General features: G+C 73.2%; 17 protein-coding genes. All 17 read right to left on the bottom strand.

Annotation, left to right across the window (positions count from 1 at the left end; all coding sequences use genetic code 11):
• Positions 1-176: 176 nt before the first annotated feature.
• Positions 177-2096, bottom strand: a complete 1920-nt coding sequence (locus QC283_RS10525; RefSeq protein ID WP_279561134.1) for a DUF2264 domain-containing protein — start codon at positions 2094-2096, stop codon at positions 177-179.
• Positions 2093-3073 carry a hydroxyacid dehydrogenase gene (locus tag QC283_RS10520; RefSeq protein ID WP_279561165.1) on the bottom strand — a complete coding sequence of 327 codons (981 nt, stop codon included), beginning with the start codon at positions 3071-3073 and terminating at the stop codon, positions 2093-2095. Before QC283_RS10520 ends, QC283_RS10525 begins: the two co-directional genes overlap by 4 nt.
• A 47-nt stretch (positions 3074-3120) precedes the next feature.
• Positions 3121-3984, bottom strand: a complete 864-nt coding sequence (locus QC283_RS10515; protein ID WP_279561133.1) for a carbohydrate ABC transporter permease — start codon at positions 3982-3984, stop codon at positions 3121-3123.
• A complete protein-coding gene (locus QC283_RS10510) occupies positions 3981-4967 on the bottom strand; it encodes a carbohydrate ABC transporter permease (protein ID WP_279561132.1) in 987 nt (328 codons plus the stop codon). The genes QC283_RS10515 and QC283_RS10510 overlap by 4 nt, the downstream gene beginning before the upstream one ends.
• A gap of 26 nt (positions 4968-4993) precedes the next feature.
• Entirely contained in the window at positions 4994-6325 is a 1332-nt protein-coding gene (locus QC283_RS10505) for an ABC transporter substrate-binding protein (protein ID WP_279561131.1), read from the bottom strand.
• A gap of 133 nt (positions 6326-6458) precedes the next feature.
• A complete protein-coding gene (locus QC283_RS10500; protein WP_279561130.1) occupies positions 6459-7565 on the bottom strand; it encodes a substrate-binding domain-containing protein in 1107 nt (368 codons plus the stop codon).
• Between the two features lie 105 nt (positions 7566-7670).
• The gene (locus QC283_RS10495) at positions 7671-7964 is read right to left on the bottom strand and encodes a gas vesicle protein K (protein WP_279561129.1); all 294 of its coding nucleotides are present in this window, start codon (positions 7962-7964) and stop codon (positions 7671-7673) included.
• A complete protein-coding gene (locus QC283_RS10490; RefSeq protein ID WP_279561128.1) occupies positions 7961-8209 on the bottom strand; it encodes a gas vesicle protein in 249 nt (82 codons plus the stop codon). Before QC283_RS10490 ends, QC283_RS10495 begins: the two co-directional genes overlap by 4 nt.
• On the bottom strand, positions 8206-9168 hold the full coding sequence (locus tag QC283_RS10485; protein WP_279561127.1) for a GvpL/GvpF family gas vesicle protein: 963 nt from the start codon (positions 9166-9168) through the stop codon (positions 8206-8208). The genes QC283_RS10490 and QC283_RS10485 overlap by 4 nt, the downstream gene beginning before the upstream one ends.
• The gene (locus QC283_RS10480) at positions 9165-9509 is read right to left on the bottom strand and encodes a gas vesicle protein (protein ID WP_279561126.1); all 345 of its coding nucleotides are present in this window, start codon (positions 9507-9509) and stop codon (positions 9165-9167) included. The genes QC283_RS10485 and QC283_RS10480 overlap by 4 nt, the downstream gene beginning before the upstream one ends.
• A gap of 18 nt (positions 9510-9527) precedes the next feature.
• Complete coding sequence (locus QC283_RS10475; protein ID WP_279561125.1) at positions 9528-10463, bottom strand: SRPBCC family protein; 936 nt, start codon at positions 10461-10463, stop codon at positions 9528-9530.
• Positions 10460-10993, bottom strand: a complete 534-nt coding sequence (locus QC283_RS10470; protein WP_279561124.1) for a hypothetical protein — start codon at positions 10991-10993, stop codon at positions 10460-10462. Before QC283_RS10470 ends, QC283_RS10475 begins: the two co-directional genes overlap by 4 nt.
• Complete coding sequence (locus QC283_RS10465; protein WP_279561123.1) at positions 10990-11268, bottom strand: gas vesicle protein GvpG; 279 nt, start codon at positions 11266-11268, stop codon at positions 10990-10992. Before QC283_RS10465 ends, QC283_RS10470 begins: the two co-directional genes overlap by 4 nt.
• A gap of 4 nt (positions 11269-11272) precedes the next feature.
• Positions 11273-12040, bottom strand: coding sequence for a GvpL/GvpF family gas vesicle protein (locus QC283_RS10460; protein WP_279561122.1), 768 nt, complete (start codon positions 12038-12040; stop codon positions 11273-11275).
• On the bottom strand, positions 12037-12552 hold the full coding sequence (locus QC283_RS10455; RefSeq protein WP_279561121.1) for a gas vesicle structural protein GvpA: 516 nt from the start codon (positions 12550-12552) through the stop codon (positions 12037-12039). The genes QC283_RS10460 and QC283_RS10455 overlap by 4 nt, the downstream gene beginning before the upstream one ends.
• Positions 12553-12589: 37 nt before the next feature.
• A complete protein-coding gene (locus tag QC283_RS10450) occupies positions 12590-12907 on the bottom strand; it encodes a gas vesicle protein GvpO (RefSeq protein ID WP_279561120.1) in 318 nt (105 codons plus the stop codon).
• Positions 12908-13054: 147 nt separating this feature from the next.
• On the bottom strand, positions 13055-13753 hold the full coding sequence (locus QC283_RS10445) for a class I SAM-dependent methyltransferase (RefSeq protein ID WP_398018961.1): 699 nt from the start codon (positions 13751-13753) through the stop codon (positions 13055-13057).
• Positions 13754-13767: the final 14 nt, after the last annotated feature.

Here is a 13767-nt window from a genome sequence, read left to right as displayed (position 1 = left end):
GGGAGCTCCTTCTCACCGGTGCTCGAACCGGTGCCGTACCAGCGTCACCGGACCGGGGACGGCGCGCCACCGGAGGCGTGCGCACGGATGAGGACGTACGGGGCCTACGGGAGAGGGCCCCGACCGGGCGTGTACCGGTCGGGGCCCTCAAAGGCCGTGACGTGAGCCGCGGTGCCTCAGCCCGCCTCGTGCGTCACCTCGGGAGTCATCTCGTGCGTCACCCCCACCGGTTCGAACGAGACCCGGGTGCGTCCACCGCCGTCCGCCCAGACCACCTCGACGCCGGCGCCACCGGCCACGACCTCCGTCACCGCCTCCGCGAGCGGGCCGGGGCCCGGCTCACCGGTGAGCGCGGCCAGGCAGACGTGCAGGGTGGTCCCGCCGGCGTCGCCGGACAGCCGGGGCAGCTCGGCCCACGGCGTGAAGGCGGTGCCCTGCGGGGCGCGGACCGTCCGGGGCCCGGGGAGCCAGCCGTGCAGGCCGTGCAGCGCCGAGACCAGGGGGTCGTCGGGGCCGATGGCCCACCCGGTGTGGGTGAGGCGTGAGTTGGCCGGTGCTCCGACCACCCGGTGCACCCGCAGCTCGTACGCCCCCCGCGCCACCGTCACGCTCTCCACCCGCAGCCCCGGCACCATCGGAGGCCCGCCGGCGAAGACGGGCCGGTGCCAGGACGCCGCCCAGCCCCAGCCGTCGCCCTGCCCCGCGCCGAGCGGGTGGACGCGACGCCGCACACTGTGCCGGCCGCCGACCTCCACCGACAGGTGATTGTCGGCGACGTTCACGGACGCCGTGGGACCGGTCCGGGTGGAGTAGGCCTGCCGCCCGTAGTGCGGGTCGTCCTCCGCGGCCGACTCGCCCTCGTGCGGCCGGACATGATCGCTGCCGTGGTTGTGCAGCCGCACGATCCCGTCGCCGCGCGTCGCCTGTACCAGCAGCCCGGGCGCGGTCAGCGCCAGCACCCGGTCGGCCTCCTCCACCGGCGCCGCCTCCTCCGTGGCCGTCCACAGCGGATGGCCGGCGGGGGCGAGGAGCGACACGAACGCCTTCGACGCCCAGTAGGGGGAGGCGGGGCCGGAGTAGGGCTGGAGGGTGGCCTCGTGCGGGCCGTGCCAGCCCAGGCTCAGCAATCCGTCGTCGGTCAGCGCGCCGCGTTCCATGAAGTAGCGCAGACTGCCGCTCGCCAGCCGCCGCGAGGCGCCCGGCGTCAGCGGCGTGTGCCCGGTGACCGCGCCCAGACCCACGGCGGCACTGGCGGCGAACCGGTACGACAGTGAACGGCCGTAGTGCAGCGGCGCCCCGTCCGCGCCGAACATCAGCGCGAAACCTTCGAGGTGCGCGCGCAGCCGGTCGCCGTACCGGGCGGCCTGCCCGGTGTCGCCGCCGAGGTGGGCGTCGAGCACCGGGTACAGGTGCAGCGCCCAGCCGTTGTAGTGGTCGAAGGCGCGTCCGTCGCCGTCGGCGTACCAGCCCTCGCCCCGGTACCAGCCCTCCATGAGCTCCAGCGCCCGCCCACGGGCCGCGTCGGTCTCCGCGTCCCCGCGGCCGACCGACTCCAGGAACCCGGCGACCGTGTACGGGAAGAGGTACCAGTTGTTCGGCGCGGGCACGTGCCTGAGCGCCCCGCGCAGCCACTCCTCCACCCGGTCCTGGACACCCGGGTCCAGGTGCTTCCACAGCCAGGGCGCGGTCAGCCGCAGCCCGAGGGCGACCGACGCCGACTCGACCATGGGCTGGCCCTGCACGTCGTGGTCGAGGATCAGCGGCCAGGACTCGGTGTCGTCGCGGCCCGGCGAAAGGGTGCCCGAGGCCAGGCCGCGCGCGTAGCGGTCCAGCCAGCCGTGCGGATCCGCGCCGTCCGCGCCGGCGACGCGGAAGGCCGCCGCGAGGAACGTCCGGGCGAACCCCTCCAGACCGTCGGAGCGCACGCCCGAGCGCGAGGGGCGCCCCGGCAGGTCGAGCAGGGCGCAGCCCGGGGTGCCCCAGCGCCACGCGGCCCACAGGAGTCCGTCCGCCACGGCTTCCCAGTGGGCCCGGGTGTAACCGGTGTACGGGCTCGACGTACGGTCCTCGGTGGGCAGTTCGAACGGGATGCTCATGCCAGGAACGCCAGCCTTTCGCGTCGTACGGGATGGAGGAAGCCGGCACCGGACGCCCAGCGGGTCGTCTCGGCGAGGGCGTGGTCGGCCAGGCGGCGCCACTCGTTGCCCTCGGAGCCGGCGAGGTGCGGGGTGATCAGCGCGTTCTCGCAGTCCCACAGCGGGTGGTCCGACGGCAGCGCCTCGGGGTCGGTGACATCCAGGACCGCCCGGATCCGGCCCGCCCGGACCGCGTCGGTGAGCGCCTCCTGCTCGACGACCGCCCCGCGGGAGGTGTTGATCAGCACCGCGTCCGCCGGCATGGCGTCGATCAGGGCACGGCTCACCAGCCCGCGTGTCGTGGGCAGCAGCGGGGTGTGCACGCTGACGGTGTCGCTGCGGCTGAACAGCTCCGGCAACTCGACGCTTTCGACGCCGAGTTCGGCGGCCTCCGCGTCACTGACGTACGGGTCGTGCAGCAGGACGTCGATGTCGTGCGGCCGCAGCAGCTCGACGACCCGGCGGCCGATCAGCGACGCCGACAGGATGCCCACCGTGCGGCGGTAGTTGCCGACGCCGCGCGAGGTGTGCAGCCAGTTGCCGCGCGTCCGGGACGCCCGGAAGTCGCGGGCCCGCTCCAGCACCCGCTTGCCGGTGAGCAGGATCATGCCGAGCGTGTACTCGGCCACCGGCAGCGCGTTGGCCGCGGCGGCCGAGGAGACCTCGACGCCCCGCGCCCAGCAGGCGTCGGTGACATGACCGCGCACACTGCCCGCGGTGTGCACCACGGCCCGCAGCCGCGGCGCCGCCCGGAGCACGTCCGCGTCCAGCGGCGGACAGCCCCAGCCGGTGATCAGCAGGTCGACGTCGGCCAGCACGGACCTGGCCCGTGGCGTGGACAGGTCGTCCAGCACCGGGAGCGGGGCGAGATCGCAGACCCGGCGGAACGCGCCGAGCGACTGCGGGTCGAGGACGGCCGAGGCGGCGTCCGGGGACATGGCCACGGCGGCACGGGGCCGGGGACCACGGTCGGGGGCGTGCGGTGTCACTTGACGGCTCCGGCGGTCAGCCCGCTCCGCCAGAAGCGCTGGAGCAGGACGAAGGCGAGGATCAGCGGCAGTACGGCGAGCAGCGAACCCATGATCACCACGGGGTAGTACTCCGGCGAGACGGACGCCGCGCTGTTCCACTGGTACAGGCCGAGGCTGACGGGATACAGGTCCTGGTCGGACAGCATCACCATGGGCAGGAAGAAGTTGTTCCAGATCGCGGTCAGCTGGAAGAGGAAGACGGTGATCAGACCGGGGCCGAGCATCCTGAGCGCCACCCGGACGTACGTGGTCAGCTCGCCCGCCCCGTCCACCCGCGCCGCCTCCAGCACCTCGTCGGGCACGTAGCCCCGCGCGAAGATGCGGCCGAGGTAGACGCCGAACGGGTTGAACAGCACCGGGATGAACACCGCCCAGAAGGTGTTGACCAGGCCGGCCTCGGAGGCCATCAGGTACAGCGGCAGCGCGAGGACCGTCTGCGGCACCATGACCGCCGCGAGGACCAGGCCGAACAGCTTCTCCTTGTGCCGGAAGCGGTACTTGTCGAAGGCGTAGCCGCAGGCGACGCTCACCAGCGCGCCGACCGCGGCGCCCAGCACGGCGTACAGCAGGCTGTTGACGTACCAGCGGCCGTACAGTCCGCCGTCCATGGCGAACAGGTCGGTGAGGTTCTGGCCGAAGGAGAAGTCGCCCAGGGACAGCAGGTCGCTGCTGAACAGCGCGTCCCGGGTCTTCGTGGCGGCGAGCACCAGCCACAGCACGGGGAGCAGCGTGTAGAGGACGGAGATCGCGACGACCGCGTTGACCGTGGCCCGGCCCAGCAGTCTCGGGCGGAGCAGGGAGCTGTCGGTGGCGCTCATCGGGCCTCCTCGGAGTCGGCGCGGCTGGTGAAGCGGGTGACGCCGTAGGACAGGGCGATGGTGCACACCAGCAGGACCACCGAGGCCGCCGCCGCGAGGCTGTAGTTGTTGCGGGTGAAGGCCGCGTCGTAGATGTACATGCTCGGCGAGAAACGGGAGCTGACCATGGGGGAGGACTGGTTGAGCAGCATCGGCTCCGTGAAGAGCTGGAGCGCCCAGATCAGGGTGAAGATGGCGACCATGACGATCGAGGCCCGCACCAGCGGCGTCTTCACCTGGAGCGCCGTGCGCACCGGCCCGGCGCCGTCGACGACGGACGCCTCGATCACCTCGCGGGGCACGGCTTGCAGGGCGGCGTAGAAGACCACCATGTTGTAGCCGAGGTTGCTCCACACGGCGATGTTCACGATGGACGGGACGACCGTGTGCACGCCCAGGAAGTCGATCGTGATGTCGCCCTGCGCGAACAGCTCGATGACCGGGCTGATGCCGGGCGTGTACAGGTACAGCCAGATCAGTGCCGCGATGATGCCGGGCACCGCGTGCGGAAGGAACAGCGCGAGCTGGGCGAAGGCGCGCAGCCGGACCACGCCGGAGTCCAGCAGCAGGGCGAGGGCGAGCGCGCCGACGACCATCAGGGGGATGTAGATCAGGCAGTACAGCGCGACCGTGCCGAGTCCGCCGAGGAAGGTCGGGTCGGTGAGCACCGCCGCGTAGGAGCGGAGCCCGACGAAGATCGTGCGCTCGGGGCCGAAACCGAGGCCGGGCTGGTCGTCGCTGAAGAAGCTGAGGTAGACGGCCGTGCCGACGGGGATCAGGAAGACGGTGATCAGCAGGGCGAAGAACGGCGTCATCAGGACGCCGGCGGCGGTCAGTTGCCGGCGCTTCGCGGCTCTGCGGGCGCGTAGTCCGGACGCGGAGGGCGCCGGGGCGGTGGCGCGGGAGGCGCCGGCCGGCACCCGTGGCTGGGTGGTCGTGGTCATGGGGGTGTCACCTGCCTTTCGTCGGCTCAGGTGCTGTGCTGGGTGGTGGACAGGCCGAGGGCCTTGAGGTCGGGCATGGTGCCCTCCTGCGCGGTGCGCAGCGACTCGACGAGCGAGCCCTGGCCGGCGCCGACCCGGGCGAAGGAGTCCTGCATGACCTTCTGGGTGGCGCTCATCCGCGGACCCCACAGCCACTGCTCACCGATCCGCTCGGCCTCCTGCTCGAACAGGGTGTAGATGTCCTGCCCGCCGTAGTACGACCGGTCGAAGGCGTCGCGGCCCACGGAGACCAGGCCGGGGGCGGCCGGGTACTGGCTGCTGGTGCCGCTGGAGAGACGGGCGCGCAGGGCGTCCGGGTGGGAGACCTGCCACTCGATGAACTCCATCGCGGCCTCGGGGTGACGGCTGTCCTCGGTGACGGCGAACGTGGAGCCGCCGTGCGTGCCGGCCGACGGACCGCCGGTGTCCCACTGCGGCAGCGGCGCGATCCGCCACTGGCCCTTCTGCCCGGGCCGCGCGTTCATCTGCGCGCCGGCGTCCCAGGCGCCGCTCAGCCTGGTGAGGACCAGGCCGTTGCCGATCTGCGCGTCGGACTGCCTGCTCTCGACGGCGTTCACGAAGACGTCGTCCCGGTCGATGAGTCCCTGCCAGTAGTCCGCGACCCGCCGGGAGGGCGCGTCGGCGAGGGAGACGTTCCAGGCGCCGCGCGAGGTGTCGAACCACCGGGCGCCCGCCTGCCAGGCGTACGCGGCGAACTGCGTCATCCCGTCGGTGGGGAACAGCACCAGCCGCCGGTCGGGCGCCTCGCGGCGCACGGTCGCCGCCTGCTCGGCGAACTCGTCCCAGGTGCGCGCGGGTTCGAGGCCGTAGTGGTCGAACAGATCGGCGCGGTAGTGCATCACCATGGGCTCGACGTCCAGCGGGACGGCGAACACCCGGCGTTCGAAGGTGGTCAGGCCGAGCGCCTGCGGCAGCAGCTTGCGGCGCAGATCGTCACTCAGCAGGTCGGTGATGTCGCGGGCGACTCCGTCGATGGCGAATCCCGGAACCTGCGGGTATTCGAGCGTGGCGACGTCGGGCGCGTTGCCGGCCCGCGCGGCGTTGCTGAGCTTGGCGTAGCCGCCCTGTCCGCCGGAGGGGATCTGCTGGAACTCCACCTGGACGGTGCGGTGCGTGCGGTTGAACGCGTCGACCACTTCCTGGCTGCCGCGCAGGGCGGACCAGAAGGTGACGCGTGTGGTGGTGCCCGTGCGGGCCGACGATGCGCCGTTCCCCCCGCTGCAGGCGCTCACGGCTCCTGTCAGGGGTACGGCGGCCATCGCGGCGAGCACGGACCGGCGGCTGGGTCGTCCGGGCATGGCGCCTCCCGCGGCTCCTGCGGGTCCGCGTGGTGCGGACCCGACTGTTCGGGACACGGGAATCCTGATCGCCCTGACACAAACGGTCAATAGATCGATCAGAAGAAAATAAAGCGTTCAAACGCTCACACGGTCACGCGTCCTCGTCCACGCGGTCCGTCGATCCGCGCACCATCAGCCGGGGCAGCAGTTCCACGCGCCGGCCCGGCCGGCTTCCGGGAGCCTCGGACAGCCGTCGGAGCAGTAGCTCCGCGGCCGTGCGGCCGACCTCGGTCTTCGGCGGCGAGACGGCCGTCAGAGGTGGCGAGCCGAGCCCCGCCACGACATCGTCGTACGCCACGACCGAGCAGTCCTCCGGCACCCGCACCGCGTCCTGGGCCAGCCGCTGGACGATCATCAGCGCGTCCACGTCGCCGTGCAGCACCATGGCCGTCGCGCCCACCTTGCGCATCAGCGCCGGCAACTCGGCCGTCTCGTCCGCCGAGTACGGTCCGTCGCCTCCGGCCTCCGGCGCGACGAGCGTCCACGCCCACCGCTCCACCAGCGGATGCGCCTCGGCGATCTCGGCGAAGGCGGCCCGCAGCGAGCGCGCGGTGGGGCTGTCGTGGCGCGTCGCGAACACGACGCGCCGGTGACCGAGCCCCACCAGGTGCTCCACGGCCAGGTGCGCGCCGTACCAGTGGTCCGAGCACACCGAGTCCAGGGCGTGCAGCGCGCTGCCGCGCCACGGGCGGCGCTCCATCAGCACCGTCGGCACCCCGAGCGCGGCGAGCCACTCGTGGTCGGCCTCCTCCTCGGCCCGGCCGCGCCAGCGGGGGGCGATGAGCAGCCCGTGCGCCCCGTCCGCCAGTGCCCGCTCCACCAGGGGGCGCTCGGTACCGGGAGCCTGCGGCGCGAGGTGCAGGGCCATGCGCACCCCGGCCTCCTCCAGGACCGTGCGGGCGCCGTGCAGGGCCTCGTTGAGGTACGAGTGCCGCACGGGGACCACCACGGCCACCCGGTCCCCGGCAGCCGCGTCGGCGGGTGCGTCCTCGGCCGGTGCCTCCTCGGCGGGCAGGGTGGACCGCACGACGCCGTGGCCGCGCCGCAGGCTGCCCTCGCGCGTCAGCTCCTCCACGTCACGGCGCACCGTCACCACGGAGACCTGCAACTCGTCGGCGAGATCGCGCACCCGCGCGGTACCGCGCGCCTGGACCGCCGCCAGAATCCGCTGGCGCCTGAGATCGACCGGCTCCCGCATCTGGTCTCCCCACCCGAGAATGTTCGTTTGAGCGATTCGCCGCCATCATAGCGATCGCTCCTCCCGGGTGCGCACCGCCTTCAGGCCCGGCGCGCGGCCCCTGGACTAGGGCTCCGGATCGGCGAGGAGCGGGCCCAGCGGGCCCAGGTCGAGATTCAGGTCGGCGCGGCTCAGGCCGTGCTGTGCGCACAGGTCGTCCATGCGCTCGTCGAGCAGCATGAGCGCCGTGCCGAGCCGGTCCTCCTGCTCCGTGCTCAGCGTGCCCTCGTCGAAGCGGCGCACTGCCTGGCGTTCCATGAGCTGGCGCAGCAGCTCCACGACGGTGAGGACCAGGGCGGCCAGGTCGTTCGTGACCCGCTCGGGGTCCAGATCGAGGGCGTGGGCCCGGGGCGCGGTCACAGCGGCCCGCTGTCCGGCCAGGGGGCGGGCACCCGCTCGTTCACCGACGACAGCAGGGCGTGCAGGGAGATCCGCACCAACGGCACGTCGGCGATGGCCAGGACCAGGTCCCCGCTGACGACGACACCGGTCGCCAGCACCCGGTCCAGGAGGTCGACCAGGGGTACCCCGACCGGCGCGTACGGCTCCGGGCCGCCCCAGGGCACGGGCGCCGGGCCCGGCGTACGGGTGTCCGGGACGGTCATGCGCCGGCCTCCTGCTCCGTGAGGGGCTGTTCCGTGCGGCCGGGCGCCGGCGGGCCCGGCTCCGTGTGGTCCGGTGCCGGGTGTCCTGGTTCCGTGCGGTCCGGTGCCGGGTGGCCCGGTTCCGTGCGGTCCGGTTCCGTGGCGTCCGGATCCTCGTCCCAGCGGGCGAAGGAGTACGGGATCCACGGGCCGGAGGCGCTGACCTCCACGGCCGGATGGCGGCCGGCGGCGGTGAGCCGGGCCAGGGCGCGGGTGAAGGCGGCGCACTCCGTGTTCTCCACCAGGTAGGCGGCATTGAGCAGTTGAGGGGCGCGTCGGCCCGTCAGCCGTTCGCTCTGCGGGCGGTGCCGTGTCGCGGCGACGGCGTACCGCCGCAACTCCGTGTCGACGGCGTCGGCCTCGGCCGCCGCCTTCGCGTTCGCGTCCTGCCGGCCGCGCCGCCGCGCGCTGGCCCGGCCGAGGTATGCGCGTCCGGCACCCGCACCGGCCTGGGCGGGTGCGGCCGCATCGACGGCGGCGTCCTTCGCGCGCTCGGTGGCGTGGACCTTCACCGCCCATTCCGTACGGCCCCGGAGACGGTCGAGCAGCGCGTCCAGCACCGACTTCCGGGAGAGGACGGCCTGCTCGGCGCTCCGGTCGCCGTGGTACAGGGTCGCCATCGGCAGCGGCACGACGGGCCCCTGCCCGGCCGCGGCCTCCACGCCCCGGTGATGGGCACGGGCGCAGCGCTCCAGGTCGTCGGGCCGGTTGAGCCGCTCCGCCAGCGCCTCCTCGCCGAACAGCGCCGCGGGGACGTCCTGGACCACCAGACACAGGCCGCCCGCCCGCAGCACGCGCAGCGGACCGCCCTCCTGGTGACCGGTCACCGAGGCCAGCGTAGCGACGTCCGGTGGGGTGCGGGTGACGGCGAACGCGCAGACGATGCCGGGGTCCGCCGCCCCGGCCGGGGGCGCGCTCACCGGGCGGCTCCCGTCGTCTCCTCGCCGGCTGTCTCCAGGGCGTCGAGCCGGGCCCGCAACCGCGCGTTCTCCTCGGCGAGCGCGTCCCGCGCGGCCCGGGACGACAGTGCCGGGTCGGTCTCCCACCAGTCGATGCCCGCCTTCTTCGCGGTGTCCACCGAGGCGATGAACAACCGCAGCCGGATGGTGAGCAGTTCGATGTCGAGCAGGTCGATCTTGATGTCCCCGGCGATGACGATGCCCTTGTCGAGGACGCGTTCGAGCAGGTCGGCGAGGCTGCCGCTGGGGGGCCCGTAGGGCTGTGTGTCCAGGCTCGCGTACCGGTGGTCGACGTCGGTCACCGCGTACTCCCCAGTGCGTCAGCGATGCGGGCGGGCACGTTCATCGTCCTCGTACTCGTCCTCTTGGTCCTCGACCCCGTCGTCGTACTCACCGTCCTCGTCCTCGTCCTCTTCCTCGTACCCGTCGCTCTCCTCGTCGCCCTCCGCGCCCTCCTCGTAGTCGTCCTCGTCCTCGTACTCGTCCTCGGCGTCGTCGGCGTTCTCCTCCTCCAGTGCCTCCTCATGGCTCCTGACGACCTCGCCGTCGCGGATCTCGCCGCGCCAGCCCTCCACCTCCTCGTCGCCCATCAGGGTCACGTGCCGCGCGAAGTGCTTCAGATCGAGGCGCAGTCGGCGTCCCTGGGCACGCCAGAGGTTGCCGGTCTTCTCGAAGAAGCCCGCCGGGTAGTACTCGACGACCAGGACCACCCGGGTCAGCCGGGGCGCCAGTTCGTGGAAGGTGACCGCTCCGCTGGTACTGCCCTTGGCGCCCTCGGAGGTCCAGACGATCCGTTCGTCGGGCACCTGCTCCTGGACGGTCGCCTTCCAACCGCGGCTCGACGGGCCGACCTTGACGTTCCAGTCAGATGTCACCTCGTCGTCGGCGCTGACGCTGCGGACGCCCTTGGTGAAGCCGCTGAAGTCCTGGAGCCGCGTCCACTGGTCGTAGACGGTGCGCAGGGGGACGCCGATGTCGACCGTCTCCATGATGTTCGTCGCCTTGACACTGCCGCCGCCCGTCCCGCCCCGCGCGCCGCCGCCGCTCTTTCCTCCGCCTCCGCCTTTTCCTCCACCTCCGCCGCCTTCGGAGCCGCGGTCGTCGGTGGACTCCGTCAGCCGTTCGGTCAGCCCGCCGATCCGGTCCCCCGCCTTGCCCACGAGGCTGTGCGCCGTGGCGGAAAGGTAGCCGCCGAGCGCTTCCCTGAGGTCGCAGAGGGGGGAGGGGGTGTCGTTCCCCTGCCGGGTGGGAGTCATCGGCGCACACCTCCGCGCCTGCCGCCGGAACCCGAGGTCCTCTTCGCCGTACGCCGGGACGGAGTGGGAGCCGGAGCGGGGGCCGGAGCGGGCTCGCGGTCCTCCTCCCGTTCCTCGTCGTCGAAGTAGGCGTCCTCGTCCGGAGCGTTGCCGTCACCGTGGTCGTAGCCGGGCTCGTACGTGCCGTACCGGCCCCCCGTCTCGTCGTCGAGCCGGCCCGTTCCCGTGAGCGCGTCGGTACGGTCGCGCAGGGTGTCCGCGAGGCCGGTGAGCCCGCGGTTCGCCGCGGCGGTGACGGCCGCGCGTCCGGCGGTCAGCAGCTCGCCGCGCACCTGGTCCGTCAGTTCCTGGAGCTGCGGGGTCTGCTGGAGGCCGGCCAGGCCCTGGGACAGCACTCGGCCGGGGGTCAGGCCGACGCGCCGGCCCACGAGGTAGGTGCCGACCGCGAGGGCCAGTCTCGCCTTCCTCGTACGGCCCAGGAGATATCCGCCCGCCACGGCCGCCGCCATGGCCGCCTTGCTGTCGCTCATACGTGCCTTCTCTGCGCTGGATCCATGGTGGTCGTCCGGCCGGGGGGCCGGGACGGGCGTTCGAGGAGGGTGAGCAGACGCTCTTCCTCCCGCTCGAAGGCCGCCTCGTCGATGGCGCCTTCGTCCAGGGCCCGGTTGAGTGCGGCCAGGCGTGCCTGGACGGCGCGCGGATCGCGGGCCTGCCGCCGGGCCTCCTGGAGCAGGTGGTCGGCGATCCACGCCGTGCCGCGCACCGGGGCGAGGGGCAGCAGGAGGAGACCGCTCACGATGCCCACCGCGTCACCGCCCGGCCGGCGCGGGAGACGGGTCGACGAAGCTGTAGCAGGGCAGGGGCCCGGTCACACTGAGGGCCAGCCTTCCCCCGCACTCGCGTGCTCGCGCGTCCACCGCCTGCCTGAACGGCCGCTCGTCGGCGGACCGCAGCAGGAAGGACGCGCTCAGCACCTGCTCGTCGTCGGTCGTACCCCGTACCGTGCGCAGGGCGAGCGGTGTCAGGTGCTCGAGGACGTCCCGGGCCGCGCGCCGCGCCTCGCGGCGGACGCCGTGGGCGAGCGCCTCACCCAACCGGACGTTGGCCTCGTAGTCCGGCCGGCGCCGCGTCCGCAGGGCCAGGTTCCGCAGCTTCTCGTCCCGGCGCACCAGATCGGCGAAGTGGCCGGGCACGACGGTTCCCTTGACGTTGAGTTCGACGCATCCCCGGACGTCGTCGAGCTGCCGCGACAGGTGGGTCGCATCGGCCCGTAGTTGGGAGAGCAGGGTGTCCGGCCGGGGACTGAGGACCGCGAACCGCATGGGCAGCAGCGGTCCCTGGGCCGCCAGTTCGTCCAGTACGGCCTGATGGGCCAGCAGGTCACGGCGCCGGGGCCGGATCCGTACGGGCGCGTCCGACACCGCGGCGCTCAGGCCGGACCCGGTCAGCAGACGTACGGGAGCACCGTCGACCCCGGGGGAGCGGGGGGCGCGGACGCCGGCGGGGGTGATGCCGTAGACGTACAGGGCGGCCGGGGCGGGGGAGGAGGTGGTCGTGGTGGGGGCGGGCGCGGTCATTCGTCCTCCGTCTCCGTGCGCCGGCGGGGCCGGCTGCGCGGGCGGTCGTCCTCGTCGCGGGGGCGTGCGGCCGGCCGGGTCCTGGGCCGCTGCGGGGGCCGCCCGCGTTCGGCGCGCCCGTATGTGTGCTCACGGGGGAGGGCTTCTTCCTCTGCCGCCGCCTCCTCCTCGGGGGTGAGGATGTCCCTCACCTTGTCGGTCAGGGAGCGCGCCGTCCGCTTGGCGCCCGCCCTGCCTATGGTCTTGGCGACCGGCCCGCCGAACAGCTCGGGAACGGTCTTGGAGCGCGCGTCGTGCTCCAGGTCCAGGCGGTTGCAGGCCTCGGCGAACCGCAGATACGTGTCGACGCTCGCGACCACGATGCGGGCGTCCACCTTGAGGATCTCGATGCCGACCAGGGAGACGCGTACGAAGACGTCGATCACCATGCCGCGGTCGAGGATGAGTTCCAGGACGTCGTAGAGGGTTCCGGCGCGGGGCGCGCAGACGACCTCGTCGTCGTAGGTGATCATGCGGTGGTCCTTCCGGGTGCGGGCCTCGCGGCCCCGGTCACTGGTCCTGGGCCCCGCGCCGGTAGCGGGCGGTCCTGCGGTACTGGAGCAGGTCGCCCGCCGGGTCCAGCTCGACCTCGTAGGTGGCGAGCAGGCTCGTGGTGTCGGGGATGCGTGCCACCTCGAGCACGTCCACGTTGACGACCCAGCCGTCGTCCTCGCTCCGGCACACCGCGGAGACTCCCTCCAGGGGGTGCCGGATCAGTTCGGACAGGGCGTCAGCGGCGCGCTGGGCGGCGTCCCGGGCTCCACGCACGGCACGTTCACGCGTGGTCGTGGAAGTCGTGCCGCGTCGTCGCTCGCCAGGTTCCGTCATGCTGCCCACTCTGGCCGCGCGCCACGGTCCGCGCGTGCCCGGTTACCCCATCCGGGGTTGTGGGGGCGCACCGTCCGTCCATGACGGGTGACGGGTGACGGGTCATCGGTGGACGGTGACGGGCGATCGGTGGACGGGTGACGGCTGTCAGGCGCCCGGCGTGGTGGCGGCGGCCCGGCGCCGGCAGTGCAGGAAGAGGTGCGGCTCCGATCGGGCGTCCGGGTGGGCCGGGGTGAAGAGCGCCGCCTCCTGAGCCAGCACCTCCAGGCCGGCCTCCTCGGCCATGGCGGCGAGGTCCTGCGCGGTGAAGCTGGTCACGCGCACCGGCTGACCCATGAAGGTGGCGTCGACGTCCTCCACGTCCAGCGGCACGGTGGCCAGGACCAGGTAGCCCTTTGGCCTCAGTACCCGCACCAGCCGCCGCACAAGATCCGCCTGCTCCCGCCGGTCCAGCTGGAGCAGCGAGAAGTACACGCAGACCGCGTCGAACGAGCCGTCCGCGAGCGGCACGTCACGGATGTCGGCGCACTGGAAGGTCGCGGCCGGTACCTGCCGCGTCGCCAGGTCCACCATCACGGGGGACACGTCGACCCCCAGCACCTCGTGGCCGGCGTCCGCGAGAGTCTCGGCGGTGGGCCGGCCCGTGCCGCTGCCCACGTCCAGCACGCGGCTGCCCGGCGCGAGCCGTCCCAGCAGCCAGTCCAGTGAGCGCCGGTGCGTCTTCGAGCCGGCGAACGCCTTCTCGTACTCGGCGCCCAGCGCGTCGAACGCGGCGGCGGCCTGCGGCCGTTGCTGCTCGTCGGTCACGACGGTCCCTTCGGTGGGGCGAGCCGGTGCCGTGGGCATCGTTCCACCGGGAG

Source organism: Streptomyces sp. DH41 (genome assembly GCF_029813785.1).
Taxonomy (GTDB): domain Bacteria; phylum Actinomycetota; class Actinomycetes; order Streptomycetales; family Streptomycetaceae; genus Streptomyces.
This window is presented reverse-complemented; position numbering and strand designations above follow the sequence as displayed.

Coding starts and splice junctions, on each gene's coding strand:
- QC283_RS10525 (WP_279561134.1), bottom strand. CDS start 2,096: ATGAGCATCCCGTTCGAACTGCCCACCGAGGACCGTACGTCGAGCCCG.
- QC283_RS10520 (WP_279561165.1), bottom strand. CDS start 3,073: ATGTCCCCGGACGCCGCCTCGGCCGTCCTCGACCCGCAGTCGCTCGGC.
- QC283_RS10515 (WP_279561133.1), bottom strand. CDS start 3,984: ATGAGCGCCACCGACAGCTCCCTGCTCCGCCCGAGACTGCTGGGCCGG.
- QC283_RS10510 (WP_279561132.1), bottom strand. CDS start 4,967: ATGACCACGACCACCCAGCCACGGGTGCCGGCCGGCGCCTCCCGCGCC.
- QC283_RS10505 (WP_279561131.1), bottom strand. CDS start 6,325: ATGCCCGGACGACCCAGCCGCCGGTCCGTGCTCGCCGCGATGGCCGCC.
- QC283_RS10500 (WP_279561130.1), bottom strand. CDS start 7,565: ATGCGGGAGCCGGTCGATCTCAGGCGCCAGCGGATTCTGGCGGCGGTC.
- QC283_RS10490 (WP_279561128.1), bottom strand. CDS start 8,209: ATGACCGTCCCGGACACCCGTACGCCGGGCCCGGCGCCCGTGCCCTGG.
- QC283_RS10475 (WP_279561125.1), bottom strand. CDS start 10,463: ATGACTCCCACCCGGCAGGGGAACGACACCCCCTCCCCCCTCTGCGAC.
- QC283_RS10470 (WP_279561124.1), bottom strand. CDS start 10,993: ATGAGCGACAGCAAGGCGGCCATGGCGGCGGCCGTGGCGGGCGGATAT.
- QC283_RS10460 (WP_279561122.1), bottom strand. CDS start 12,040: ATGACCGCGCCCGCCCCCACCACGACCACCTCCTCCCCCGCCCCGGCC.
- QC283_RS10455 (WP_279561121.1), bottom strand. CDS start 12,552: ATGATCACCTACGACGACGAGGTCGTCTGCGCGCCCCGCGCCGGAACC.
- QC283_RS10450 (WP_279561120.1), bottom strand. CDS start 12,907: ATGACGGAACCTGGCGAGCGACGACGCGGCACGACTTCCACGACCACG.
- QC283_RS10445 (WP_398018961.1), bottom strand. CDS start 13,753: ATGCCCACGGCACCGGCTCGCCCCACCGAAGGGACCGTCGTGACCGAC.